At 67.8% G+C, this 23,002-nt stretch carries 24 protein-coding genes; 4 read left to right on the plus strand and 20 right to left on the minus strand.

Annotated features, from left to right (window positions below; all coding sequences use genetic code 11):
- Window positions 1-170 precede the first annotated feature (170 nt).
- Genes CLV54_RS12420 through CLV54_RS12430 form a run of 3 tightly spaced genes read right to left on the minus strand, consistent with a single transcriptional unit; the run spans window position 171 to window position 3,635 of the window.
- Window positions 171-971, minus strand: coding sequence for a PP2C family protein-serine/threonine phosphatase (locus tag CLV54_RS12420; protein ID WP_245861683.1), 801 nt, complete (start codon window positions 969-971; stop codon window positions 171-173).
- A gap of 55 nt (window positions 972-1,026) precedes the next feature.
- Window positions 1,027-2,190 (minus strand): FHA domain-containing protein, encoded by a 1,164-nt coding sequence (locus CLV54_RS17965; protein ID WP_245861685.1) that lies wholly within the window; start codon window positions 2,188-2,190, stop codon window positions 1,027-1,029.
- A gap of 5 nt (window positions 2,191-2,195) precedes the next feature.
- Window positions 2,196-3,635 carry a gamma-aminobutyraldehyde dehydrogenase gene (locus tag CLV54_RS12430; RefSeq protein ID WP_100345293.1) on the minus strand — a complete coding sequence of 480 codons (1,440 nt, stop codon included), beginning with the start codon at window positions 3,633-3,635 and terminating at the stop codon, window positions 2,196-2,198.
- Between the two features lie 113 nt (window positions 3,636-3,748).
- Between CLV54_RS12430 and CLV54_RS12435 the strand changes: the two genes are divergently transcribed.
- Entirely contained in the window at window positions 3,749-4,216 is a 468-nt protein-coding gene (locus CLV54_RS12435) for an Lrp/AsnC family transcriptional regulator (protein WP_100345294.1), read from the plus strand.
- A gap of 11 nt (window positions 4,217-4,227) precedes the next feature.
- Entirely contained in the window at window positions 4,228-5,625 is a 1,398-nt protein-coding gene (locus CLV54_RS12440; RefSeq protein WP_281258177.1) for an aspartate aminotransferase family protein, read from the plus strand.
- Window positions 5,626-5,836: 211 nt separating this feature from the next.
- On the opposite strand, the gene CLV54_RS12445 is transcribed toward CLV54_RS12440, so the two are convergent.
- Genes CLV54_RS12445 through CLV54_RS12455 form a run of 3 tightly spaced genes read right to left on the minus strand, consistent with a single transcriptional unit; the run spans window position 5,837 to window position 10,261 of the window.
- Window positions 5,837-7,789 carry an ABC transporter ATP-binding protein gene (locus CLV54_RS12445; RefSeq protein WP_100345296.1) on the minus strand — a complete coding sequence of 651 codons (1,953 nt, stop codon included), beginning with the start codon at window positions 7,787-7,789 and terminating at the stop codon, window positions 5,837-5,839.
- Window positions 7,786-9,519 carry an ABC transporter ATP-binding protein gene (locus CLV54_RS12450; protein WP_100345297.1) on the minus strand — a complete coding sequence of 578 codons (1,734 nt, stop codon included), beginning with the start codon at window positions 9,517-9,519 and terminating at the stop codon, window positions 7,786-7,788. The genes CLV54_RS12445 and CLV54_RS12450 overlap by 4 nt, the downstream gene beginning before the upstream one ends.
- Window positions 9,520-9,526: 7 nt before the next feature.
- Window positions 9,527-10,261 (minus strand): TetR/AcrR family transcriptional regulator, encoded by a 735-nt coding sequence (locus CLV54_RS12455; RefSeq protein WP_245861686.1) that lies wholly within the window; start codon window positions 10,259-10,261, stop codon window positions 9,527-9,529.
- A gap of 174 nt (window positions 10,262-10,435) precedes the next feature.
- On the opposite strand from CLV54_RS12455, the gene CLV54_RS12460 reads away from it, so the two are divergent.
- Both CLV54_RS12460 and CLV54_RS12465 read left to right on the plus strand, forming a co-directional pair.
- Window positions 10,436-10,948, plus strand: coding sequence for a methylated-DNA--[protein]-cysteine S-methyltransferase (locus CLV54_RS12460; protein WP_100345298.1), 513 nt, complete (start codon window positions 10,436-10,438; stop codon window positions 10,946-10,948).
- Entirely contained in the window at window positions 10,945-11,598 is a 654-nt protein-coding gene (locus CLV54_RS12465; RefSeq protein WP_100345299.1) for a DNA-3-methyladenine glycosylase I, read from the plus strand. Before CLV54_RS12460 ends, CLV54_RS12465 begins: the two co-directional genes overlap by 4 nt.
- Window positions 11,599-11,659: 61 nt before the next feature.
- Here CLV54_RS12465 and CLV54_RS12470 read toward each other — a convergent pair whose 3' ends face one another.
- From CLV54_RS12470 to CLV54_RS12535, 14 genes are all read right to left on the minus strand, one after another.
- A complete protein-coding gene (locus tag CLV54_RS12470; protein ID WP_100345300.1) occupies window positions 11,660-12,082 on the minus strand; it encodes a DUF5684 domain-containing protein in 423 nt (140 codons plus the stop codon).
- Window positions 12,083-12,121: 39 nt separating this feature from the next.
- On the minus strand, window positions 12,122-12,889 hold the full coding sequence (locus CLV54_RS12475) for a YaaA family protein (protein WP_100345301.1): 768 nt from the start codon (window positions 12,887-12,889) through the stop codon (window positions 12,122-12,124).
- Entirely contained in the window at window positions 12,890-13,447 is a 558-nt protein-coding gene (locus CLV54_RS12480) for a P-loop nucleotide/nucleoside kinase family protein (RefSeq protein ID WP_245861687.1), read from the minus strand. It abuts the gene before it with no gap.
- A gap of 27 nt (window positions 13,448-13,474) precedes the next feature.
- Window positions 13,475-13,741 (minus strand): F0F1 ATP synthase subunit epsilon, encoded by a 267-nt coding sequence (locus tag CLV54_RS12485; protein ID WP_100345303.1) that lies wholly within the window; start codon window positions 13,739-13,741, stop codon window positions 13,475-13,477.
- A gap of 2 nt (window positions 13,742-13,743) precedes the next feature.
- Window positions 13,744-15,204 (minus strand): F0F1 ATP synthase subunit beta, encoded by a 1,461-nt coding sequence (gene atpD, locus CLV54_RS12490; protein WP_100345304.1) that lies wholly within the window; start codon window positions 15,202-15,204, stop codon window positions 13,744-13,746.
- 60 nt (window positions 15,205-15,264) lie between these two features.
- Window positions 15,265-16,164 (minus strand): F0F1 ATP synthase subunit gamma, encoded by a 900-nt coding sequence (locus CLV54_RS12495; protein ID WP_100345305.1) that lies wholly within the window; start codon window positions 16,162-16,164, stop codon window positions 15,265-15,267.
- 68 nt (window positions 16,165-16,232) lie between these two features.
- Complete coding sequence (atpA, locus tag CLV54_RS12500; RefSeq protein ID WP_100345306.1) at window positions 16,233-17,870, minus strand: F0F1 ATP synthase subunit alpha; 1,638 nt, start codon at window positions 17,868-17,870, stop codon at window positions 16,233-16,235.
- An 82-nt stretch (window positions 17,871-17,952) separates the two neighbouring features.
- On the minus strand, window positions 17,953-18,747 hold the full coding sequence (locus tag CLV54_RS12505; protein ID WP_100345307.1) for a F0F1 ATP synthase subunit delta: 795 nt from the start codon (window positions 18,745-18,747) through the stop codon (window positions 17,953-17,955).
- Complete coding sequence (locus tag CLV54_RS12510; protein ID WP_100345308.1) at window positions 18,747-19,316, minus strand: F0F1 ATP synthase subunit B; 570 nt, start codon at window positions 19,314-19,316, stop codon at window positions 18,747-18,749. The genes CLV54_RS12505 and CLV54_RS12510 overlap by 1 nt, the downstream gene beginning before the upstream one ends.
- Before the next feature lie 28 nt (window positions 19,317-19,344).
- Entirely contained in the window at window positions 19,345-19,581 is a 237-nt protein-coding gene (gene atpE, locus CLV54_RS12515; protein WP_100345309.1) for an ATP synthase F0 subunit C, read from the minus strand.
- 46 nt (window positions 19,582-19,627) lie between these two features.
- Window positions 19,628-20,428, minus strand: coding sequence for a F0F1 ATP synthase subunit A (gene atpB, locus CLV54_RS12520; RefSeq protein WP_100345310.1), 801 nt, complete (start codon window positions 20,426-20,428; stop codon window positions 19,628-19,630).
- 114 nt (window positions 20,429-20,542) lie between these two features.
- Window positions 20,543-20,992: a Cg1360 family ATP-synthase-associated protein gene (locus CLV54_RS12525; RefSeq protein WP_100345311.1), complete on the minus strand. Its 450-nt coding sequence runs from the start codon at window positions 20,990-20,992 to the stop codon at window positions 20,543-20,545.
- A 5-nt stretch (window positions 20,993-20,997) separates the two neighbouring features.
- Window positions 20,998-22,239, minus strand: a complete 1,242-nt coding sequence (locus tag CLV54_RS12530) for an MraY family glycosyltransferase (protein ID WP_100345312.1) — start codon at window positions 22,237-22,239, stop codon at window positions 20,998-21,000.
- Entirely contained in the window at window positions 22,236-23,000 is a 765-nt protein-coding gene (locus CLV54_RS12535; RefSeq protein ID WP_100345520.1) for an L-threonylcarbamoyladenylate synthase, read from the minus strand. Before CLV54_RS12535 ends, CLV54_RS12530 begins: the two co-directional genes overlap by 4 nt.
- Window positions 23,001-23,002 lie beyond the last annotated feature (2 nt).

Raw genomic sequence — 23,002 nt, forward strand, 5'->3', positions numbered from 1 at the left:
CCGTTCATCCTCTGAGCGTCGCGAGTGGTGCGTGGATCACGCTGCCCGGGCGAGCGGTCCACCCCACCGACGACCAGGCAAAACGTTCAATAAGTCTAAATACTCGAACACACTCCTGTGACCGCCCTGTTGGGGGCTTGCCGAACGGCATGATTCACGACGTGAACCGCTCAGTGGCGCGGGGACGCCGAACGGGTCTCGACGGTCGGGCGCTGGGCCTCGACGTCCACGACGACGACGGTCACGTTGTCGCGCCCGCCGTTGTCGAGCGCGGCGTCGATGAGATGGTCGGCGGCGTCGTCCGGATCCGGATTGGAGACCAGGAAGTGCCGGATGCCGTAGTCGGTGAGCTCCTTCGTGAGCCCGTCGGAGCAGATCAGGATGCGCATGCCCGGGATGACAGGCAGCACCCGGAAGTCGGGGTCAGGCACGTCGTTGAACCCGACGGAGCGCGTGATGACGTTGCTGTGCGGGTGACCCTCGGCGTCCTCCGGGCGGATGGCACCCGCGTCGATGAGCTCCTGCACGACCGAGTGGTCGACGGTGAGCTGCTCGAGCACCCCCTCGACGAGCTGGTACACCCGGGAGTCGCCGATGTTGAAGACGACCCACTGCGGGGTGCCGCCGATGAGTGTCAGCGCGATGCCCGTGACGGTTGTGCCCGTTCCGAGCTCGCTCTCGCCGGCGCCCTTGCCGATGTCGTCGACAGCGGCGCGCAGGGCCCTGTCGATGCCGCCCGGCTCGACGTAGTCGTGCCCCACGTTCTCGGCGAGCCGCGTGACGACGGCCGCGCTCGCGAAGTCGCCCGCGGAGTGCCCGCCCATGCCGTCGGCGACGGCGAAGAGGGGCGAACGGGCGAGGAAGCTGTCCTCGTTGACGGCACGCCGGTGCCCGGTGTCGGTGCGGGCGGCCCAGCTGAGGGTCACCGCGAGGTCGTCTCGTCCGGGGACGACGACAGTGTGATTGCTCACGCTACGGCCGATCTGGGTCACAGTCGGTGTCCTCCAGGGGGGAATGGGGGAACGTCTACCGAGAGGCCGGCAGGATCTCCACGATTGTACCGTCGCCCACGGAGACGAGTGCGCCCGGCACGACGACGATCGACTCGCCCTGCCGCAGACGCTGCGGCCGGGAGCCCGGGAGCGTCACGGTCGTGCCGTTGGTCGAGCGCAGATCGGTGACGACGACGCTGTCGCCGGTCTGGCGGATCTCGACGTGGGTGCTCGACACCTCGCGAGTGGGCGACGGCACCGTCACGAGACGCGGGATGACCCCGTCGGTGATACGCGGCGAGCTCGGCCGCCGCCCGATGAAGGTCACCTGGTCGAGCGGGTAGAGCTCCTCCCCGACCCGGATGCGGTGCACCGATCTCGGCCGGATGAGCGTGTCGCCCTCGACGATGTCGGGAGCGGAGACGGGCCCGGGAGCCGCGGATGCCGGGGCGGGAACGGACGCGGACACACGCGCCGACACGAGCGTGTCCTCGTCGAGCTCGGGCAGGGGCTCGGGCCGCGGCACGGCGGACGCAGGAGCCGGGGCCGGCGCAGGAGTCGGGGCCGCAGCAGGAGCCGGCGCAGGCGGCAACCCGTCGAGCGGCGCCCGTCGTGGGCGGATGATCGTGTCGTCGACGTCGGCGATGGGCTCGGCCGGCTGCGCGGGTGCGGCGCTCACGATCGTGTCGTCGTCGGCCTCGCTCGCCGACAACGACCAGCCGAGCGTCATCCCCCGGGCCACTCCGACGCCGAGCGGAAGCGCGCCGGGCAGCGATCGGGCGAACGACCGCGGTGCGGCGGCCGAGCCTCCGACGACGAAGCTCGTGACGTTGTGGAAGTCGGCGAGCAGCCAGGGGCGCACCCCGCGGTCGTCGAAGCGGCGCACACCGCCCACCGAGAACACGTCGAGCACGGCGTCGCCGCGCACGACGGAGGTGATCGCGGCGCCGTCGGCCGCGGGCGCGACATCCGCCTCGACCGCCACGACGGCGAAGGATGCGAGCCCGCCCTCGCCGAGCGGCAGGCGCGAGACGAGCGTCTCGACCGAGACCTCCGGCACCGGGGCGAGACGCCAGAGCTCCTCGATGACGGCCGACGGAGCGCCGGAGGGCACCGCGACGAGGAAGGTGGAGCCGACGACGAACGTCCACGGCGACGGCGCCCCGTCGACCGCGGAGTAGGAGACGAAGCCTGCCACGTGCGCTAGTTCGTTCCGATGTACGACATCACGTGCTTGACGCGCGTGTAGTCCTCGAAACCGTACATCGAGAGGTCTTTGCCGTATCCGGAGTGCTTGAAACCGCCGTGCGGCATCTCGGCGACGAGCGGGATGTGCGTGTTGATCCAGACGCAGCCGAAGTCGAGGCCCTTCGCGAACCGCATCGCGCGGCCGTGGTCGCGGGTCCAGACCGACGACGAGAGGCCGTACTGCACGCCGTTGGCCCAGCGCATGGCCTGCGCCTCGTCGCTGAACCTCTGCACGGTGATCACCGGCCCGAAGATCTCGTGCTGCACCGCCTCGTCGTTCTGTCGGAGACCCGAGACGATCGTGGCCTCGTAGAAGTATCCCCGCTCGCCCTGGCGGCGACCGCCGAGCTCGACGTTCGCGTGGTCGGGCAGCCGGTCGACGAAGCCGCTCACCTGCTCGAGCTGGGCGGCGTTGTTGACCGGGCCGAAGAGGATGCCGTCGTCGCTCGGCGCGCCCGTCTTCGCGTTGTCGCGCGCGTAGGCGGCGAGCGCCGCGACGAACTCGTCGTGGATGCCCTCCTGCACGAGCAGCCGGGTCGCGGCGGTGCAGTCCTGGCCCGCGTTGAAGTAGCCAGCGGCGACGATGCCCTGCACGGCGAGCGGGATGTCGGCGTCGTCGAACACGATCACGGGCGCCTTGCCGCCGAGCTCGAGGTGCACGCGCTTGAGATCGTGCGCCGCCGACCGCGCGACCTCCATGCCCGCACGCACCGAGCCGGTGATCGAGATCATCTGCGGGATGCGGTTCTCGACCATGTGCCTGCCGGTGTCGCGATCGCCCGTGAGAACGTTGAGCACCCCCTTCGGCAGGAACTCGGCCGCGACCTCGGCGAGCAGCAGCGTCGACGAGGGGGTCGTGTCGGAGGGCTTGAGCACGACCGTGTTGCCCGCCGCGACCGCGGGCGCGAACTTCCAGACCGCCATGTTGAGCGGGTAGTTCCAGGGGGTCACCTGGCCGATGACGCCGATCGGCTCGCGGCGGATCGAGGAGGTGTGGTCTTTCATGTACTCCGCGCTCGCCCGGCCCTCGAGCACACGCGCGGCGCCGGCGAAGAAGCGGATCTGGTCGACCGAGAGCATGATCTCGTCGTCGACGAGCGAGGCGCGCGGCTTGCCCGTGTCGAGGGACTCGATGTCGGCGAACTCCTCGGCCCTCTTCTCGATGGCGTCGGCGATGCGGAAGAGGGCGAGCTGGCGCTCGGAGGGCGTCGCGTCGCCCCACTCCTCGAAGGCCGTCGAGGCTGCCTCGTAGGCGTTCTCGACGTCTTTCTCCGAGGAGATCGGCGACGTCGCGTAGACCTCCTCGGTGGCGGGATCGATGAGGTCGAAGCGCTGCGTCGACTCCGGCGCAACGAACTCCCCGTTCACGAAATTGCGTAGCTCGCGAGCACTCATGCCGGAAGTCTACCGAGTTCATCCCGCGCCATGGCTACCGATTTCGACACTAAAACCGCTGAACATATGCGGAATCGCTTGCCGGGGCACTGCCCGGCTGACAGAATCGAGCCATGACCGTCAAGACGAAGCCCGTGCAGCTCGACGACGTATCGAAGGCCATCATCGAGCAGCTCCAGACCGACGGACGACGCTCCTACGCCGAGATCGGCAAGACGATCGGCCTGAGCGAGGCCGCCGTGCGGCAGCGGGTGCAGAAGCTCACCGAGTCGGGTGTTATGCAGATCGTCGCCGTGACCGACCCCATGCAGCTGGGCTTCTACCGCCAGGCGATGATCGGGGTGCGCGTGGGCGGTGACACCCGCGTCGTCGCCGACAAGCTCGCGGCCCTCTCGAGCGTCGACTACGTCGTGCTCACCGCGGGCACCTTCGACATTCTCGTCGAGGTCGTCTGCGAGAACGACGAAGACCTCATCACCCTGCTCAACTCCGAGATCAGGAGCCTCGAGGGCGTGCTCTCCACCGAGACGTTCGTCTACCTCAAGCTCCACAAGCAGTTGTACAACTGGGGAACCAGATAGGACGGTGCACCGTGTCATCCGATAACACCTTCAACACCTCGTTCGACGACGCCGATCTGCAGCAGAAGGCCAAAGACCATCTCTGGATGCACTTCGCCCGCCAGTCCGTCATGGAGGACGGCGGCGGCGTGCCCATCATCACCCGGGGCGAGGGCCACCACATCTGGGACTCGACGGGCAAGCGGTACTTCGACGGCCTCTCCGGCCTCTTCGTCGTGAACGCCGGCCACGGGCGCAGGCGTCTCGCCGAGGTCGCGGCGAGACAGGCGGAGGAGCTGGCCTTCTTCCCGCTCTGGTCGTACGCGCATCCGAACGCCATCGAGCTCGCCGACCGCCTGGCCGGCTACGCGCCCGGCGACCTCGACCGGGTGTTCTTCTCGACGGGCGGCGGCGAGGCGGTCGAGACGGCGTTCAAGCTCGCCAAGCACTACTGGAAGCTGCAGGGCCGCCCCGCCAAGCACAAGGTCATCTCGCGTGCCGTCGCCTATCACGGCACGCCGCAGGGGGCCCTCGCGATCACGGGCATCCCCGCCATGAAGGAGATGTTCGAGCCCCTCGTGCCGGGCGGCTTCCGTGTGCCCAATACGAACTTCTACCGCGCGCCCGAACACGCCGACGACCTGGAGGCCTTCGGGCTGTGGGCGGCGAACCGCATCGAGGAGATGATCCTCTTCGAGGGCCCCGAGACCGTCGCGGCCGTCTTCCTCGAGCCCGTGCAGAACAGCGGCGGATGCTTCCCGCCCCCGCCCGGCTACTTCCAGCGTGTGCGCGAGATCTGCGACCAGTACGAGGTGCTGCTCGTGAGCGACGAGGTCATCTGCGCCTTCGGGCGCATCGGCGAGATGTTCGCCTGCGACGCCTACGGCTACGTGCCCGACATGATCACCTGCGCGAAGGGCATGACGAGCGGCTACTCCCCCATCGGCGCGACCATCGTGAGCGACAGGGTCTACGAGCCGTTCAAGCACGGCCAGGCGAGCTTCCCGCACGGCTACACCTTCGGCGGCCACCCGGTCTCCGCGGCCGTCGCCCTCGCCAACCTCGACATCTTCGAGGAGGAGGGGCTCAACGAGCGCGTGCGCGAGAACTCGCCGCTCTTCCGCGCCTCGCTCGAGAGGCTGCTCGACCTGCCGATCGTGGGAGACGTGCGCGGCGACGGCTATTTCTTCGGCATCGAGCTCGTGAAGGACAAGGCCACGAAGCTCACCTTCGACGCCGACGAGTCGGAGCGCCTGCTGCGCGGCTTCCTCTCCAAGGCGCTCTTCGAGGCGGGGCTGTACTGCCGCGCCGACGACCGCGGCGACCCCGTCATCCAGCTCGCGCCGCCGCTCACCGTCGGCCCCGCCGAGTTCGACGAGATCGAGGGCATCCTGCGCGGCGTGCTCACGGAGGCCTGGTCGCGCCTCTAGCTACCCCCCTACTTTCTACTTTTTTCGCCCACCACCCACCACCCACCACCCACCACCCACTCACAACGGCCTACTCAAAACGACGGAGATTTCGCCAAAATCTGCACGTTGAGGCGCGAAAGGGCCCACTTTCAGCGAAATCTCCGTCGTTTTAAGTTCAAGGGGAAGGGGAAGGGGAAGGGAAAAGGGAAGGGGGGACGAGGAGGCGGGCTCAGTCGACCGGGGCCGCGAACTGCGCGTTGTAGAGCGTGAAGTACGCGCCGCGCGCCTCGAGCAGCTCCTCGTGGTCGCCCTGCTCGACGATGCTCCCGTTCTCCATCACGAGGATGCGGTCGGCGTCGCGGATCGTCGAGAGCCGGTGCGCGATCACGAAGCTCGTGCGGTCGGCGCGCAAGGCGTTCATGGCCTGCTGCACGAGCACCTCGGTGCGGGTGTCGACCGAGCTCGTCGCCTCGTCGAGGATGAGCACGTTGGGCCGCGCGAGGAAGGCCCGCGCGATCGTGACGAGCTGCTTCTCGCCCGCGCTGATGTTCGAGGCCTCGTCGTCGAGCAGCGTGTCATAGCCGTCGGGCAGCGTGCGCACGAAGCGGTCCACGAACGTCGCGCGCGCGGCATCCAGGATCTCGTCCTCGGTCGCGTCGGGGCGTCCGTAGGCGATGTTGTCGCGGATCGTGCCGGCGAAGAGCCACGTGTCCTGCAGCACCATGCCCGTGGCCGAGCGCAGGTCGCGCCGGGTCATCGTCGCGGTGTCGACGCCGTCGAGCAGGATGCGCCCCGAGTTCAGCTCGTAGAACCGCATGATGAGGTTGACGAGCGTCGTCTTGCCCGCTCCCGTCGGCCCCACGATCGCGATCGTCTGGCCGGGCTCGACGGTCAGGCTGAGATCGTCGATGAGCGGCTTCTCCGGCTCATAGCGGAACGAGACGTTCTCGAAGACGAGACGGCCCGAGACGGATGTCGGCCGCTGGGGCTCGCGCGGATCCTTGCTCTGCTCCTCCTCGTCGAGCAGCTCGTGCACCCGCTCGCTCGACGCGACGCCCGACTGCAGCACGTTCGCCATCGAGCCCAGCTGGGTGAGCGGCTGGGTGAACTGGCGCGAGTACTGGATGAAGGCCTGCACCGAGCCGAGGCTCATCGCGCCGGCCGCGACCTGCAGGCCGCCGACGACCGCGATCACGACGTAGACGAGGTTTCCGACGAACATCATGGCGGGCATGATGATGCCCGACACGAACTGCGCGCCGAAGCTCGACTGGTAGAGGTCGTCGTTCTGGGTGTCGAACTGCTGCTGCACCTCGCGCTGCCGGCCGAAGACCTTGACGAGGGCGTGACCCGTGTAGGCCTCCTCGATGCGGGCGTTGAGGTGGCCCGTGCTCGTCCACTGCTGCACGAACAGCTTCTGCGAGCGCTTGGCGATGACGACCGTGATGCCGATGCTCGCGGGGATCGTCACGAGGGCGATGACGGCGAGCAGCGGCGAGGTCACGAACATCATCACGAGCACGCCGATGACGGTGAGGATCGAGGTGAGCATCTGGCTGAGCGACTGCTGCAGCGTCTGCTGGATGTTGTCGATGTCGTTCGTCACCCGGCTGAGCACCTCGCCGCGCGGCAGGGAGTCGAAGTACTTGAGAGGCAGGCGGTTGATCTTCGCCTCGACGTCTTCGCGCAGGCGGTAGATCGTGCGCTGCGTGACCGTGTTGAGCACGAGCGCCTGCAGCCAGCCGAAGATCGAGGCGAGCACGTAGAGCGAGAGCGTGAACAGGAGGATCATGCTGAGCGCGTGGAAGTCGATGCCCTGGCCCGGGGTCAGCGTCATGCCGCTCAGCAGGTCGGCGCGAGAGTCGTCGCCCGTGCGCCGCAGCTCGTCGATGACCTGCTGCTGGGTGGCCCCCGAGGGCAGCCCCGCGCTGATGACGCCCGAGAAGATGACGTTCGTCGCGTCGCCGAGCAGTTTGGGCCCGAGCACCGTGAGCACGACGCTCACGACGCCGAGCGCGATCACGAGAGCGAGCTTGAGCCGCTCCGGGCGCAGGCGCCCGAGCAGGCGCTTGGCCGAGGGGCCGAAGTTCATCGACTTCTGGGCGGGCATGCCTGCTCCGCCGAAGGGGCCGCCCCCGCCGGGGCGGCGCATGGGCGGTCGGGCTGTTGTGGTCTGGCTCATGCCGCTTCCTCCGCTGTGAGTTGGGACTCGACGATCTCTTTGTACGTCTCGTTGCCCTCGAGCAGCTCCTCGTGGGTTCCGCGGCCGACGATGCGGCCGTCTTCGAGCACGAGGATCTGATCGGCGTCGACGATCGTCGAGACGCGCTGGGCGACGATCACGAGGGTCGCGTCGCCGACATCCTTGCGCAGGGCCGCCCGCAGCCGGGCGTCGGTCGACAGGTCGAGCGCCGAGAAGGAGTCGTCGAAGATGTAGATCTGCGGCTTCTTGACGAGCGCCCGCGCGATCGCGAGCCGCTGCCGCTGCCCGCCCGAGACGTTGGTCCCGCCCTGGGAGATCGGCGCGTCGAGGCCGTCCGGCATGGCGCGCACGAAGTCGGCGGCCTGCGCCGTCTCGAGCGCCTGCCAGAGCTCCTCCTCGCTCGCATCCGGGCGTCCGTAGCGCAGGTTGCTCTCGACGGTGCCGGTGAAGAGGTAGGGCTTCTGGGGCACGAGGCCGATCCTGGCCCAGAGGGCGTCGGGGTCGGCATCCGCCACGGCCACGCCGTCGACGACGACCCTGCCCTTGGTCGCGTCGAACAGCCGGGGCAGCAGGTGCACGAGCGTCGTCTTGCCCGAGCCGGTGCTTCCGATGATCGCCGTCGTCGAGCCCGGCGCCACCGTGAAGTCGATGTCGCTGAGCACGGGCTTCTCGGCGCCGGGGTAGCTGAACTCGACATCGCGGAAGTCGATCTCGCCGCTCGTGTCGAAGTCGCTCACCGGGTTCGCGGGCGGCCGCACCGAGGTCTCGGTCGCGAGCACCTCATGGATGCGGTCGGCGCAGACGGCCGCGCGCGGGATGAGGATCGCCATGAACGTCGCCATCATGACCGCCATGAGGATCTGCATGATGTAGCTGAGGAAGGCGGTCAGCGCGCCGACCTCCATCGTGCCGGCATCGATCTGGGAGGCGCCGAACCAGAGCACGGCCACGCTCGTGACGTTGAGCACGAGCATCACGACCGGGAACATCAGCGCCATGAGACGCCCGACCCGCAGCGCCGTGTCGGTGAGCTCGTCGTTGGCGACGGCGAAGCGCTGCGTCTCGCGGTCTTCGCGGACGAACGCGCGCACCACGCGGATGCCGCTGATCTGCTCGCGCAGCACCCGGTTGACGGTGTCTATGCGCACCTGCATCTTCCGGAACAGGGGCACCGTGCGGATGATGATCCCGCCCACGGCGACGAGCAGCACGGGAACGCTCACGGCGAGCAGCCAGGAGAGGTTCACGTCTTGCTGCAGGGCCATCACGACGCCGCCGACCGCGAGGATGGGCGCCGAGACGAGCATCGTGCACGTCATGAGCACGAGGATCTGCACCTGCTGCACGTCGTTGGTCGTGCGGGTGATGAGCGAGGGGGCCCCGAACTGCGAGACCTCGCGCTCCGAGAACTCGTTGACGTGGTGGAAGACCGAGCTGCGGATGTCGCGGCCCACCCTCATCGCGGCTTTCGCGCCGAAGTACACGGCCGCGATCGCCGCCGCCACCTGCACGAGCGTGATGAGCAGCATGAGGCCGCCGACGCCCATGATGTACCCGGTGTCACCGGTCGCCACGCCGTTGTCGATGATGTCGGCGTTGAGCGTGGGCAGATAGAGCGAGGCCATCGACTGCACGAGCTGGAACGCGACGACCGCCACGAGCAGCGGCCAGTGCGGCCGAAGGAATCTGGAGAGGATCGTGGGGAGCACAGGGGTCCTATCTCTGCGAGGTCTGAGCGGGGTCGGTGGCGGGGAGGGTGGTGGGGCCGGTGGGCTCCCACTCGGAGCGGAATGCCGAGTCGAGAGCCGAGTCGAGAGCGGAATGGAGGATGGCGTCTGCGCCGTGGGCGTGGCCGGCGGTCGCGTGGCCGGCGTGATCGGCATCCGGCTCGCCGGAGACACCGTAGAGGATGATCTGGGTGATGTCGTCGACGTCGAACGGGATCGTCTCGCCGATGCCCGGCAGCACCGAGGCGAGCGCGACCATGCGGATGATCTGGGCGACCCGGTACGGCGGGCATCGCAGCCGGTCGCGGTCGGGCACGAGCAGCTCGGCGATGATGTGCGCGTACTCGTGTCGCTGCCCGTCGGTCGGCCGTTCGTCGGCGCCGAGCGCCGCGACCATCCGGAACACGTGCTCGAGGCGTCCGCGCATGAGCACCACGATCGCGGCGATCTTCTGCTCGAGGGGCAGTGCGAGGTCGATCGCGCGCAGGCCGTCGCGGAACGGCTGCGGGTCGAAGTAGTTCTCGACGACCCGCCGGATGAGCGTGTCCTTGTCGCCGAACGCACGGAAGATCGTGCCCTCGGCGATCCCCGCGGCCTCGGCGATCTGCTTGGAGGTCACGGCTCGCCCGTGGGCGATGACGAGCGGCGTCGCGGCGTCGATGATCATCGCCTGCCGGTCTTCCACCGACAGCGGTCGCGCACGATTGTGGGTCTCGGGTGTCACGGGACGATCCTAAATGAGTGAGCACTCACTCCGCAAACTGGAGCGCCATCTCATATGGTTTTCATACAGTCAGGGCGGCTCCACCTCTCCTGCACAGAGCACCGCCCGAGGGCATGGTGGCCATATGTCCGATTTCCGCCAGTCAGTGTCGGATGCCGCGACTACAGTCGAATCATGACACCGACATCCACGCCTCCGACCTCCCCATACCTCATCCGTGTGCCGAGCCCCATCGGCCGCCTGGAGCTGACCAGCGACGGCGACAACGTGACCTCGCTCTCGATCGAGCGCGGCGGCCGGCTCCCCCTCGACGGCATCCCCGAAGACTCCGTGCCCGTGCTCGAGCTCGCCGCACGGCAGCTCGAGGAGTACTTCGCCGGTGAGCGCCACGACTTCGACCTGCCCGTCAAGGCGCGGGGCACGAGCTTCCAGCAGAGCGTCTGGAACCGCCTGAACGAGATCCGCTGGGGCGAGCACACCTCCTACGGCGAGCTCGGCCACGACATCGGCAAACCCGGCTCCGGCCGGGCGATCGGCGGCGCCGTGGGCGCCAATCCCCTGCCCATCATCGTGGGCTGCCACCGGGTGCTCTCGTCGACGGGGCGCATCACGGGCTACAGCGGTGGCGAGGGTATCCCCACGAAGCTCTGGCTGCTCGAGCACGAGGGAATCGTGCTCGCCGCATGAGCGCACCCGAGACGACGACCCCGCCGACAGCCCCGCCGCCACTACCAACGGCGACATCGGCCGCGTCCGTCCCCGTCAAGCCGAGCCTCGCGGTGGGCGCCGACGGCCTCGCCCGCTGCGCCTGGGCGAACGGCGACGCCGAGTACGAGCGCTACCACGACGAGGAGTGGGGCACCGCCCTCCACGGCGACCGGGAGCTCTTCGAGAAGCTGTGCCTCGAGGGCTTCCAGGCCGGGCTCTCCTGGATCACCATCCTGCGTCGTCGGCCGGCGTTCCGCCGAGCCTTCCACGACTTCGACGTCGAGAGCGTCGCGGCCATGACCGACGACGACGTCGAGCGCCTGCTGAGCGATGCGAGCATCATCCGGCATCGCGGCAAGATCGAGGCGACGATCGGCAACGCACGGGTCACCCGGGCGCTCGAGTCGGGCCTCGCCGAGCTCATGTGGAGCTTCGCCCCCGACGCGTCGGGTCGGTCGCGCCCCGCCTCGTTCGCCGAGATCCCGGCCGTCACCCCCGAGTCGACGGCGCTCTCGAAGACCCTTCGGGCGCTCGGCTACCGCTTCGTCGGGCCGACCACGATGTACGCGCTTATGCAGTCCTCGGGCATGGTCGACGACCACGTCGAAGGATGCTTCCGCGCGGCCTGAGCTCACACGGCTCAGCTCAGACGGGCTCAGCCCACACCAGCCCAGCCCGCACAGGCTCGGTTCACACGGGCTGCGGCGGCAGGAACGCCCGGACGCGCCACGGCTCCCACCGGGAGTCGTCGAAGGCGATGATGCCCGCCCACACCCACGGCACGAAGATGTAGAGCACGAGGAAGCCCGCGGCCTCTTTGCCGAAGCCCTGGCTCACCCGGTAGACGGCGATGCAGACGAAGACGATCGCCGCGTAGTTGACGAAGGGCACGAGCAGCAGGATCGACCACCACCCGGGCTGGCGCCCGAGCTCCAGCAGAATCCAGTTGCTGTACACGGGCACCCAGGCCTTCCAGGCCGGGATGCCGGCCTTCACGAAGACGCGGGCCACGAACCACGACATCACCAGATACGAGGCGATGACGAGCACGATGCTCAGCAGGCCGATGATGAGCAGGATCGCGAGGATCGCGGCGACGCCTTCGTGCGACATGGGTGGAGTCCTTCGGGAGAGTTCCGTGACCGGAGCCGGCTACACGACGAGCTCGAGCTCCTCCGGCGAGGTGCGCTGGAGATTCCATCCTGCCAGCGCGGCCCAGTCGAGTAAGGCATCGATGCTGGGAAAGTCGACAGCGTTCATGAGGAAGTCGCGCACCAGCCGTCCCTTCGCCGCCTTGTTGAAGTGATTGAGCGCACGACGTGTGCCCGAGCCGTCCCCGGTATCGGTCACGACCCGCACGTACGCGGACTCGACGCCCTCGGGTACGGGCCCCAGCGCCACATACGACTCCGACCGCAGGTCGAGAATCGGGCCGCCGACAGCCGCCAGCTCCTTCGTGACCGGTGCCGCCCAGTGCGAGAGCAGCGAACGCGGTGCCGCCCGAGGGCCGGGGCGCAGGCGCGAGTCGGCCGAGAGACGGTAGGCGGGAACCGGGTCGAGCGCGCCGAGCAGCCCGAACAGCGCCGAGTGCACGACGACGGAGGTGCGGGCGAGCTCCCGGGCGTCGGAGGTGAGGCTTCCGGCATCCAGGGCGTCGAAGAGCACACCCGTGAAACGATCGATCGCCGGCATCGTCGCCGTGCGCCGCAGAGTGCGATTGCGCTCAACCTCGTCGACGAGCCGGGGGCCGAGTTTGAGGGCCGAGACCGCGGCGTCCTCGTCGCGCGACAGCTCCACGAGGGCCGAGACGGCTGCGCGGCGGCGAGCCGTCAGCGCGGGGAACGACAGGGAGGAGAGGTCGAGGGGCGGGCCATCACCGCCGGCCCTCTTCGTCTCGGAGGGCGGAAGCAGTACGAGCACTCAGCCCTCGATGAAGGCGAGCGCGGCCTCGACGTTCTGGCCGAGCGGACGCACCGTGTCGATAGTGACCCGCGGCATGGCGGCGCTCGCGCCCGTCCACTCCTCGTAGTCTTCGAGGCTCTGCTCGACCGCACGCCACGAGGCCTCCTCGAGGTGCGGCAGGTTGCGCACGCGCTTGTCGAGACGCTCCCGGTGAATCATCGGATCGGAGCAGACGATCTCGAGGACACGCAGTTTGACCCCTGCGCGTTCGGCGAGAGCCGTCCACTGCAGGCGCGCGGGCTCCACGGCGTTGACCGCGTCGACGATGACCGTGCGCCCGGAGGTGAGCACGCTCTCGGCGATCGTCTCGGCCACGAGATACGCGGCGAGACCCGTCGGCTGGTCGGCCTCGATCCCTGCGCGCAGGATCGCCGACTCGATCGGGTCGACCGACACCGTGGGGGCGCCCAGGCGCCCCGCCAGGATCTCCGCGAGCGTCGACTTGCCCGAGCCGGGCAGCCCCGCCATCACGATGAGCACGGGTACACGAAGGTCACCGAACTGACGCTCGGTCACCAGACCCCCCTTGCCCGCCACCGACCGCTAGACCAGGTGTGCGTTCCGCGCCACGACCGTGATGACATTGTTCTCGACGGAGAGGAAGCCGTCCTCGGCCTCCGCCGTGATCTTCTCGCCACCCGGCAGGGTGACACGCACCTCGCCGGTCGCCAGGATCGCGAGAACCGGCTCGTGACCGGAGAGGATGCCGATCTCGCCGTCGACGGTGCGGGCGACGAGCATCTCCGCCTCGCCGGACCAGACTTCCTGGTCCGCCGAGACGACGCTCACCTTGAGGGGAGAGGAGGCCATGATCAGCCGTTCTCCTTCTGGATCTGAGCCCACTTCTCTTCCACGTCGGAGATGGGGCCGACGTTGAAGAAGGCCTGCTCGGCGACGTGGTCGAACTCACCCTTGGCGATCGCGTCGAACGACTCGATCGTGTCCTTGAGCGGAACGGTCGAGCCCTCGACACCCGTGAACTTCTTCGCCATGTAGGTGTTCTGCGAGAGGAACTGCTGGATGCGGCGCGCACGCGACACCGTGATCTTGTCTTCCTCGGAGAGCTCGTCGACACCGAGGATCGCGATGATCTCCTGGAGCTCCTTGTTCTTCTGCAGGATCGCCTTGACCGTGGTCGCGACGCGGTAGTGGTCCTCGCCCAGGTAGCGGGGGTCGAGGATGCGGCTCGTCGAGGTCAGCGGGTCGACGGCCGGGTAGAGGCCCTTCGACGCGATCTCACGGGAGAGCTCGGTCGTGGCATCCAGGTGGGCGAAGGTCGTCGCGGGAGCCGGGTCGGTGTAGTCGTCGGCGGGAACGTAGATCGCCTGCAGCGAGGTGATCGAGTGTCCGCGCGTCGAGGTGATGCGCTCCTGGAGCACACCCATCTCGTCGGCGAGGTTCGGCTGGTAGCCCACGGCGGAGGGCATACGGCCCAGAAGGGTCGACACCTCGGAACCGGCCTGGGTGAAGCGGAAGATGTTGTCGATGAAGAGCAGGACGTCCTGGTTCTGCACATCGCGGAAGTACTCGGCCATCGTGAGGGCCGAGAGGGCGACACGCAGACGCGTTCCCGGCGGCTCGTCCATCTGGCCGAAGACGAGGGCCGTCTTGTCGAAGACGCCCGCCTCCTCCATCTCGGCGATGAGGTCGTTGCCCTCACGGGTGCGCTCGCCGACACCGGCGAACACCGAGACACCGCCGTGGTCGGAGGCGACGCGCTGGATCATCTCCTGGATGAGCACGGTCTTGCCGACGCCGGCACCTCCGAAGAGGCCGATCTTGCCGCCGAGCACGTACGGCGTGAGCAGGTCGATGACCTTGATGCCGGTCTCGAAGAGCTCGGTCTTCGACTCGAGCTGGTCGAACGCCGGGGGCTTGCGGTGGATGGGCCAGCGCTCCGTGATCTCGATCGTCTCGCCGGGCTCAGCGTTGAGCACCTCGCCGATGACGTTGAAGACCTTGCCCTTGGTCACATCGCCGACGGGCACCGAGATGGCCGCGCCCGTGTCGCTGACCTCCTGGCCGCGGACGAGGCCGTCCGTCGGCTTCAGAGCGATCGCGCGAACGAGGTCGTCGCCGAGGTGCTGAGCGACCTCGAGAGTCAGAACCGTCGACTCGTCACCGATCGTGATCGTCGTCTTCAGCGCGTTGTAGATCTCCGGAATCGAGTCGTGCGGAAACTCGATGTCGACCACGGGGCCGTTGACGCGCGCGACGCGACCGAGGGCCGTCGCCTCCTCGGTCGGCGTGGCAGCGGGTGCTGTCGTTGTCATGCTCTTCTTCTCTCTCGGTTCTCGTCGAACTCGTGGGGGCTTAAGACGTTTCTCGGCGGATCACTTCGACGTGGCGAGGGCGTCCGCCCCGCCAACGATCTCGGCGATCTGCTGGGTGATTTCGGACTGACGTGCGTTGTTCGCCAAGCGCGTGTAGTTCGTGATGAGCTTGTCGGCGTTGTCGCTCGCCGACTTCATGGCCTTCTGCGTCGCGGCGTGCTTGGCGGCGGCGGACTGCAGCATGGCGTTGAACAGGCGACTCTCGATGTAGACCGGCAGGAGCGCGTCGAGCACGTCCTCCGTGTCGGGCTCGAAGGAGTAGAGCGGGAAGACGGCGCCCTGCTCGGGCTCGTCGACACCCTCCACGACCTCGAGCGGCAGAAGACGCACGACCTCGGGAACCTGCGTGATCATGCTCACGAAGCGGTTGTAGACGATGTGGATCTCGTCGACGCCGCCCTCGGAGGCATCCTTCACGAAGTCGGCGAGGAGCGTGTTGGCGATCTCCTGAGCCGTCTCGAACTTCGGGTCGTCGGTGCCGCCGATCCACTCGGAGCGCGTCGCGAGCTTGCGGAACGCGAAGTACGCGACGGCCTTGCGACCGACGACGTAGTGCACGACGTCTTTGCCCTGGCTGCGCAGCAGCGTCGTGAGCTCGGCCGCCTCACGGAGCACCTGCGAGTTGAAGGCGCCCGCGAGACCGCGGTCGGAGGAGAAGACGACGACCGCTGCGCGCTCGATCTTCTCCGGCTCGGTGGTGAGGATGTGGTCGACATTCGAGAACGTCGCCACAGCCGAGACGGCACGTGTGACGGCACGCGAATACGGCACGGACGCCGCTACCCGCTGTTGCGCCTTCTGGATGCGCGAAGCGGAGATGAGCTCCATGGCCCGGGTGATCTTCTTGGTCGTCTGGGCAGACTTGATCTTCTGCCGGTAGACCCGAAGTTGCGCTCCCATGATTCTCCTGTGTGTCTGTGGTGTCCGATGGCTCAGACGTCTCGTCGGCTAAGTGCGGGCGAACCCGATCAGCGCTTCTGCTTGACGATCTTCTCCTGGTTGACGTCTTCTTCGGCGGTCGCCTCGAACTCTTCGCGACCGGCGGAGGCGAGCGGGTTGCCCGAGCCCGTCTGGAACTCGAGCTTGAACTCGTCCACGGTCTTGTCGAGCGTCTCGACGATGTCGTCGCTCAGCACGTTGGTCTCGCGGAGCTTCGTGAGCACGTCGGTGTTGCGGCCGAGGTAGTCGAGCAGCTCACGCTCGAAGCGCAGGATGTCTTCGACGGGGACCTCGTCGAGCTTGCCGTTGGTGCCGGCCCAGATCGAGACGACCTGGTCTTCGACGGGGTACGGCGAGTACTGCGGCTGGCGCAGGAGCTCGGTGAGGCGGGCGCCGCGGGCGAGCTGACGGCGGCTCGCGGCATCCAGGTCGGAGGCGAACATCGCGAAGGCCTCGAGCGAGCGGTACTGGGCGAGCTCGAGCTTGAGCGTTCCCGACACCTTCTTGATCGACTTGACCTGGGCGTCGCCGCCGACTCGCGAGACCGAGATTCCGACGTCGACCGCGGGGCGCTGGTTGGCGTTGAAGAGGTCGGACTGCAGGAAGATCTGGCCGTCGGTGATCGAGATCACGTTGGTCGGGATGTAGGCCGAGACGTCGTTGGCCTTGGTCTCGATGATCGGCAGGCCGGTCATGGAGCCGGCGCCGAGCTCGTCGGAGAGCTTGGCGCAGCGCTCGAGCAGACGGGAGTGCAGGTAGAAGACGTCACCGGGGTACGCCTCGCGTCCCGGCGGACGACGCAGGAGCAGCGACACGGCGCGGTAGGCCTCGGCCTGCTTCGACAGGTCGTCGAAGATGATCAGGACGTGCTTGCCGCCGTACATCCAGTGCTGGCCGATGGCCGAGCCCGTGTAGGGGGCGAGGTACTTGAAGCCGGCGGGGTCGGATGCCGGGGCCGCGACGATCGTCGTGTACTCCATCGCTCCGGCGTCTTCGAGCGCGCCCTTCACAGCCGCGATGGTCGAGCCCTTCTGGCCGATCGCGACGTAGATGCAGCGGACCTGCTTGGTGACGTCGCCGGACTCCCAGTTGGCCTTCTGGTTGATGATCGTGTCGATCGCGATCGCGGTCTTGCCGGTCTGGCGGTCGCCGATGATGAGCTGACGCTGGCCGCGGCCGACGGGGATCATGGCGTCGATCGCCTTGATGCCGGTCTGCAGCGGCTCGTGCACCGACTTGCGCTGCATAACGCCGGGGGCCTGGAGCTCGAGAGCGCGGCGGCTCTCGGCGACGATCTCGCCCAGGCCGTCGATCGGGTTGCCGAGCGGGTCGACGACACGGCCGAGGAACGCGTCGCCCACAGGGGTGGAGAGCACCTCGCCCGTGCGGCGCACCTCGTGACCGGCCTGGATGCCGGTGAACTCGCCGAGCACGACGACGCCGATCTCGCTCTCGTCGAGGTTGAGCGCGAGGCCGAGCGTGCCGTCTTCGAAGGTGATGAGCTCGTTGGCCATGACGCCCGGGAGGCCTTCGACGTGCGCGATGCCGTCGCTCGCGTCGAGCACGTAGCCGACCTCTTCGGTCGACGCGCCCTTGGGCTCGTACGAGTCGACGAAGTCCTTGAGAGCATCACGGATCTCGTCGGGGCTGATCCTGAGTTCTGCCATTGCCTTGTCCTTCTCTTTCTGCTGAAAGAACTGTCTGTCTGTGCCGGCCGTACCGGCCGAGGAGATTGTGGTGCTCGACCGGTCAGCCGACGAGCTTGAGCCTGAGTTCGTTGAGCCTGGTGGCGATGCTGCCGTCGATGACGTCGTCGCCGATCTGCACGCGGAGACCGCCGATGAGCGTCGGGTCGATGACCTCGTTGACCTTGACCGAACGCCCGTAGGCCTCGCCCAGGCGATCGCTCAGGCGCTTGATCTGGGCCTCGCCCAGCGGTGTCGCGGCCGTGACGGTCGCGACGGCGAGCCCGGACTCGTCTGCGATGATCGCCGCGGCTGAGGCGAGGAGCTCGCCGATCCTGCGGCCTCGCGGCTGCTGGACGAGCTGGCTCGCGATGGCGATCGTCTGCGTGCTCGCGGTGGCTCCGAGGAGCTTCTCGACGAGCGCCGCCTTGGAGGCGTCATCGCCGAGCTTGCTGCTGAGAGCGAGCTCGAGCTCGGCATTCGAACGCACGGCCGTTCCGAATGCGAAGAGCTCGCCCTCGATGTCAGCATCCGCCGGAGCCGAGATCGCTGCGGCGCGAAGGCCGAGCTCCTCGATTCCCGCGAGGAGCTGCTCCGACGACGACCAGCGGCTCTCGGCGATCGAGATCAGGAGCGAGAGGGCCGTCGATCCGATGAGGGATCCGAAGACCCGCTCGACGAGCGACTTCTTCTCCCCCGCCTCCATCGACGGGTCTGCGACGAGCGCCAGCAGATGGGTCGAACGCCCGAGGGTCCGCCCCGCCGCGAGGAGATCTTGCGCGGTAGCCAGGTCGACGCCGTCAGCGGCAGCCAATGCCGCGCGTGACTCGACGAGAGCTTCCCGGGTCGCTGATCCCATTACTTCGCCGCTTTCCCTGAGGCGCCCAGCTGCTCGGATGACTCGAGTTCTGCCAAGAAACGGTCGACGATGGCCGCTGCCTTCGTGTCGTCGTTGAGGCTTTCGCCGATCACGCGCGAGGAGAGGTCGAGGGCCAGTGTGCCCACCTCGGAGCGCAGCGAGACGACGGCCGACTGACGCTCGGCCTCGATCTGCGCGTGCGCGGTCGTCGTGATGCGGTTGGCCTCGACGGACGCCTGGTCTTTGAGCTCCGCGATGATCTTCTTGCCGTCTTCACGAGCCTGCTCGCGAATGCGGCCGGCCTCGACACGCGCTTCGGCGAGCTGAGCGGTGTACTGCTCGAGAGCAGCCTCCGCCTCGCGCTGCGCTTCGTCGGCCTTGGCGATGTTGCCTTCGATCGCCGCGGAACGCTCGTCGAGCATTTTGTTCATCCGCGGAAGCACGTAGCGGATGAAGAAGAACAGGATGATCGCGAAGCAGACCAATGACCAGAGGATGTCGTACGGCGCGGGGATGAGCGGGTTGATCTGCTCTTCCTCGCCGGCCGCGGCCACAATTGCCTGAAGCATGTCTACCTCGTTACCTAACTAGAGCGACCTACGGGAAGGGGATGAAGGCGACGGCGATCGCGATGAAGGCGAGGGCCTCCGTGAACGCGATGCCGAGGAACATCAGACCCGTCAGACGGCCCTGGAGCTCAGGCTGGCGGGCGACCGACTCGATGGTCTTGCCGACAACGATGCCCACGCCGATGGCCGGGCCGATGGTCGCGAGACCATAGGCGACGGGCGCGAGGTTGCCGTTGATCTCGGCGAGGATCGATACTGTGTCCACTTGTGTTTCCTTCCGTGGTTGATAACCGCAGCGGTTGCGCGGTCGTTTAGTGCTCGTCGGCCAGCGCTAGCTGGATGTAGACAGCGGTGAGCAGTGCGAAGACGTACGCCTGCAGGACGGCGACCAGCATCTCGAAGAGGGTGAAGGCGAAGCCGAAGGCGAACGTTCCGACGCTGAACAGGCTGAACCAGCCGCCAGCGGTGAAGAGGAAGAACTGCGTGGCCGAGAAGCACAGCACGAGCAGCATGTGGCCGGCGACCATGTTCATCAGGAGTCGCAGTGCGAGGGTGACGGGCCGCAGGATGAACGTCGACACGAGCTCGATCGGCGTCACGACGATGTAGAGCGGCCACGGCACGCCCGAGGGGAAGAGCGAGTTCTTGAAGAAGGCACCGGGGTGCTTCTTGATGCCCGCGTAGATGAAGGCGACGTAGGCGACGAGCGCGAGAACGATCGGGAAGCCGATGACCGAGCTGCCGGCGATGTTGAGGCCCGGGATGATGCCCGTGAGGTTCATCGTGACGGTCAGGAAGAAGATCGTCATGATGATGGGCAGGAACCGCTTGCCGTCTTTGGCACCGAGCGTGTTGTACGCGATGCTGTTGCGGACGAAGTCGAGGCCCATCTCGATGAGGCTCTGGCCGCGGCCGGGAACGAGCTTCATACGGCGCATGCCCAGCCAGAAGATGACGAGGAGTGCGAGAACGACGAGGAACCGGATCAGGATGATGCGGTTGATCTCGAACGGCGTGCCCTCGAAGAAGATCGCGGGAGGGAAGAAATCAGTGAGCGACGGCCCATGGAATTCCCCATTGTCGCTTTCGCCGTCGGTGGCAAAGGGCAGCACGTGAATGAGAGCGTTTGCTAGCAGCGCTGTCTCCAGATTCGGGGCGTGTTATCACGCGGCGAGGGAAGGGGAATACCCAGAACTCTATCAAGAGTTCGGGCTCGAATCGAATCCTTATATACGGGGGTCGTTTGCATCGCCCGGGAGCGAAACATCGCTCACATACGGTACACGCGCACGGACGAAGGCGAGCACGTCGACGACGAGACTGCCGATGACCGCGACGACGATCGAGACGAAGAAGACCATGGGGTCGATGAACGAGGTGCGGCCCAGTATCACGACGATGCCGAGGAAGATCAGCAGTTTGACGAGCCAGCCGCCGAGCACGATAGCGAAGAAGCCCGTGCTGATGATCTGCCCCTTCGACACCCGGGTGGCGAGCAGGATCGTCGCGGCCGTGAGGCCGAAGAAGACCACCGTCATGAGCGCCCCGATGAGAGCCGAGACGAGCCCGGGCACCCCGGCGACGAGGAAGCCGACGATGGAGCCCACGATGGCCAGGGCGGCCGTGAGGATCGCGCCGTAGAGCAGGGCGCGTTTGAGGATGGGGATGGCGGACATTGTCGTCACTTCTCTCTGGGGCGGGCGGGCTCGGGGAGGGGCTCGGGAGCCTCGTCGGGCAGCACGATGTCGGATGCCGCGTCGAGCGGGTCGAGGGTGGCGCGCTCCTGCGCCTCCGGGGCGTCGACGCTCGACGACTGCGCCTGGGCCTCGCGCGATTTGCGACGGCTCAGGGGGGCGAGGGTCAGCACCGTGCAGATGATGAAGCCGAGCGCGAGCACGGCCGCGGCGATCCAGGCGGGCTGCACGATGTAGAAGAGCAGGAAGCCGAGCGAGGCGACGGCCGTCCAGGCGTAGAAGATGAGCACCGCGTGCAGGTGCGAGTGGCCCATGTCGAGCAGACGGTGGTGCAGGTGCTGGCGGTCGGCGCTGAACGGCGACTTGCCCGCGCGCACTCGGCGGATGACGGCGAGCCCGAAGTCGAGCAGCGGGATGAGCAGCACGGCGAAGGGCAGCAGGATCGGGATGAACGCGGGCAGCAGCTCGGCCCGGTCGAGCTGCGCGGGGTCGACCTGCCCGGTCACGGCGATCGCCGAGGTGGCCATGAGCAGGCCCACGAGGAGAGCCCCGGCATCCCCCATGAAGAGCTTGGCCGGATGCCAGTTGAGCGGCAGGAACCCGGCGCAGACGCCCACGAGCACGGCGGCGATGAGCGAGGCGAGGTTGAAGTAGTTCGACGGCGAGGTGTCCTGCACGAGCAGGTAGCTGTAGAGGAAGAACGCGCCGTTCGCGATGAGCGCGACACCCGCGACGAGGCCGTCGAGGCCGTCGATGAAGTTGATGGCGTTCATCGTGAGCACGATCGCGAGGATCGTGATGACGACCGACATGACGCCCGAGCCCACCGTGCGGCCGCCGATCGGGAGCGAGAGGATCTGCACGCCCTGCCAGGCGACGAGGCCGGCGGCGATGAACTGCCCGGCGAGCTTCGTCATCCAGTCGAGATCCCAGATGTCGTCGGCGACGCCGATGAGCACGATGAGCAGCGCCGCCCCGAGGATCGCGTAGATCGGCAGGGGGTTGGCGAAGACCAGCCGGAAGAAGGGGATCTGCGAGGCGACGGCGAAGGCCACGAGCACCCCCACGAACATCGCGACGCCGCCGAGCCGCGGGGTGGGCCGGGTGTGCACGTCGCGTTCGCGGATCTGCGGGTAGAGCTTGTATTTGAGGCTCAGCTTGTAGACGACGATGGCGAGCACGAAGGTGACGACGGCGGCGATGGCGGCGACGAGCAGGAAGAGTCTCACGAGCCGGGAGCCGCCCTGTCGTCGGCGGCATCGGCAGCGGCATCAGGGGCGGCGGCGTCGCGGGTGACGGATGCCGCGGCATCCGCTTCGAGCGCGTCGCCGATGACCTCGCGCAGCCTCGCGGCCGGAACGACCCCGTGGCGCAGGATGCGCACGGCCCCGCCCGTGTCGAGCGGCGTCGCGTCGACGATCGTCGACGAGGTCTCGACGAGACCATCGAGCGTGTAGTCGGTTCCCGCGTCTCCGCCGTCGAGGTAGACGGCGACCGACTCCCCGAGCATCGCCTCGGCCTGCGCGGCGGAGCTCGGCGCCGGGCGACCGGTGAGGTTCGCCGATGAGACCGCGAGCGGCCCGGTCTCGGCGAGCAGCTCGAGCGCGATGCGGTTGCTCGGCATGCGCAGGGCGACCGTGCCGTGGGTCTCGCCCAGATCCCAGGCGAGGGAGTGCTGGGCCCGCACGACGATCGTCAGCCCGCCGGGCCAGAAGGCCTCGACGAGATCGCGCACCGCGCCGTGCACGTTCTCGGCGAGCGCGTCGAGGGTCGGCAGCCCAGGGATCAGCACGGGCGGGGGCGAGCCCGGGCCCCGGCCCTTGGCGGCGAGGAGCTTGCGCACCGCGGCGGGGGTGAAGGCGTCGGCGGCGACGCCGTAGACCGTGTCGGTCGGGATGACGACGAGTTCGCCGCGGCCGACGGCAGACCTCGCCAGTCTCATTCCGGTGAGGAGTTCGGTGTCGACCGAACAATCGTAGATGCGCGCCATGT

Origin of the sequence: Compostimonas suwonensis (genome assembly GCF_002797855.1) — a bacterium.
Classification (GTDB): Bacteria; Actinomycetota; Actinomycetes; order Actinomycetales; family Microbacteriaceae; genus Compostimonas; species Compostimonas suwonensis.

What these genes read in the sequence shown, in the direction of transcription:
- CLV54_RS12505 (WP_100345307.1), bottom strand. Translation starts at nt 18,747, where the DNA reads ATGGGATCAGCGACCCGGGAAGCTCTCGTCGAGTCACGCGCGGCATTG.
- CLV54_RS12445 (WP_100345296.1), bottom strand. Translation starts at nt 7,789, where the DNA reads ATGAGCCAGACCACAACAGCCCGACCGCCCATGCGCCGCCCCGGCGGG.
- CLV54_RS12495 (WP_100345305.1), bottom strand. Translation starts at nt 16,164, where the DNA reads ATGGGAGCGCAACTTCGGGTCTACCGGCAGAAGATCAAGTCTGCCCAG.
- CLV54_RS12460 (WP_100345298.1), top strand. Translation starts at nt 10,436, where the DNA reads ATGACACCGACATCCACGCCTCCGACCTCCCCATACCTCATCCGTGTG.
- CLV54_RS12485 (WP_100345303.1), bottom strand. Translation starts at nt 13,741, where the DNA reads ATGGCCTCCTCTCCCCTCAAGGTGAGCGTCGTCTCGGCGGACCAGGAA.
- CLV54_RS12430 (WP_100345293.1), bottom strand. Translation starts at nt 3,635, where the DNA reads ATGAGTGCTCGCGAGCTACGCAATTTCGTGAACGGGGAGTTCGTTGCG.
- atpA (WP_100345306.1), bottom strand. Translation starts at nt 17,870, where the DNA reads ATGGCAGAACTCAGGATCAGCCCCGACGAGATCCGTGATGCTCTCAAG.
- CLV54_RS12470 (WP_100345300.1), bottom strand. Translation starts at nt 12,082, where the DNA reads ATGTCGCACGAAGGCGTCGCCGCGATCCTCGCGATCCTGCTCATCATC.
- CLV54_RS12535 (WP_100345520.1), bottom strand. Translation starts at nt 23,000, where the DNA reads ATGGCGCGCATCTACGATTGTTCGGTCGACACCGAACTCCTCACCGGA.
- CLV54_RS12510 (WP_100345308.1), bottom strand. Translation starts at nt 19,316, where the DNA reads ATGCTTCAGGCAATTGTGGCCGCGGCCGGCGAGGAAGAGCAGATCAAC.
- atpD (WP_100345304.1), bottom strand. Translation starts at nt 15,204, where the DNA reads ATGACAACGACAGCACCCGCTGCCACGCCGACCGAGGAGGCGACGGCC.
- CLV54_RS12525 (WP_100345311.1), bottom strand. Translation starts at nt 20,992, where the DNA reads ATGTCCGCCATCCCCATCCTCAAACGCGCCCTGCTCTACGGCGCGATC.
- CLV54_RS12435 (WP_100345294.1), top strand. Translation starts at nt 3,749, where the DNA reads ATGACCGTCAAGACGAAGCCCGTGCAGCTCGACGACGTATCGAAGGCC.
- CLV54_RS12465 (WP_100345299.1), top strand. Translation starts at nt 10,945, where the DNA reads ATGAGCGCACCCGAGACGACGACCCCGCCGACAGCCCCGCCGCCACTA.